Source organism: Bartonella sp. AA18HLJMS, assembly GCF_042197245.1.
GTDB lineage: Bacteria > Pseudomonadota > Alphaproteobacteria > Rhizobiales > Rhizobiaceae > Bartonella.
This window is the reverse complement of record NZ_JBHIRP010000072.1, coordinates 1-996: the sequence shown is the minus strand read 5'-3', so window position 1 is coordinate 996 and position 996 is coordinate 1. Positions and strand designations below refer to the sequence as shown.

Here is a 996-nt window from a genome sequence, read left to right as displayed (position 1 = left end):
TTGTGAAAACCTAAGAGTAGCAGGCGCTGAACTTGAGAAAGAACGTCAGGCAAAAGTTGAAGAAGAAAATCGCAAAAGAGATGAAGAATTTATGGCGAAACAAAAAGCTTGGATTGAAAAAATGAGAGCTGAGAATGAAAAATTCCGAGCTGAACAAAAAGCAAAAGAACAAGCCGAACAAGAAGCAGAAGAGCGCGCTAAACAACAACAGGACAGTCATTAATCATGAATAAAGTTCTCATAACAACATTGCTACTTTGCACAGGGCTCATCACAGCTGGTTGTGAAAAAACTTATAGCGTCGCAGAATTTAAAAAAGATAAAAAATTGATGGAAGAGTGGAATGCTAAATGTGGATTCGCAGGAACTGCCAAAAATTGTGAAAACCTAAGATTAGCACAACTTGAACTTCAAAAGGAATATTACCATAACCTTGCAAATGAACTTCTTGAAGATAATCAAGAACAAAAAGAGTCCGAAAAACAACAGGACACCCATTAATCATGAATAAAGTTCTCATAACAACATTGCTACTTTGCACTGGGCTCATCACAGCTGGATGTGAAAAAACCTATAGCGTCGCAGAATTTAAAAAAAATGAAAGCTTAATAAGAGAGTTTCAATGGAAGTGTGGAGCTTCTGATAATTCGAAAAATTGTCAAAATGTGCGACAAGCCGCGAAGGAACTTGATGAAGAACATTCTAAGAGAGCGTTAGAAAATTATAATAAAGCTCTAGAGAAAATAAATAAAAGGCGAGAAGAACGAGAAGCAGAAGAGCGCGCTAAACAACAACAGGACAATAAATAATGAATAAAGTTCTCATAACAACATTGCTGCTTTGCACAGGGCTTATCGCTGCTGGATGTGAAAAAACCTATAGCGTTGCAGAATTTAAAAAAGATGAAAAATTACGCCTAGAGTGGGATGCGAAATGTGGATTTGCAGGAACTTCAAAAAATTGTGAAAACATGCGGTTAGCATTTTTAGAACTTCA

The 996-nt window shown here is 36.5% G+C and carries 3 protein-coding genes and 1 pseudogene; all 4 read left to right on the top strand.

What is annotated here, in order from left to right:
* Positions 1–223 (top strand): annotated as a pseudogene (locus ACFINW_RS09965) (hypothetical protein); the annotation flags it as partial.
* A gap of 2 nt (positions 224–225) precedes the next feature.
* Positions 226–501 (top strand): EexN family lipoprotein, encoded by a 276-nt coding sequence (locus tag ACFINW_RS09960; protein ID WP_375655740.1) that lies wholly within the window; start codon positions 226–228, stop codon positions 499–501.
* Positions 502–503: 2 nt separating this feature from the next.
* Positions 504–809: an EexN family lipoprotein gene (locus ACFINW_RS09955; RefSeq protein ID WP_375621770.1), complete on the top strand. Its 306-nt coding sequence runs from the start codon at positions 504–506 to the stop codon at positions 807–809.
* On the top strand, positions 809–996 hold a 188-nt coding region (locus ACFINW_RS09950; RefSeq protein ID WP_375674265.1), incomplete at its 3' end, for an EexN family lipoprotein. The genes ACFINW_RS09955 and ACFINW_RS09950, both read left to right, overlap by 1 nt.

Excerpts from the sequence above, each read along its gene's own strand:
- ACFINW_RS09960 (WP_375655740.1), top strand. The coding sequence starts at position 226 with ATGAATAAAGTTCTCATAACAACATTGCTACTTTGCACAGGGCTCATC.
- ACFINW_RS09955 (WP_375621770.1), top strand. The coding sequence starts at position 504 with ATGAATAAAGTTCTCATAACAACATTGCTACTTTGCACTGGGCTCATC.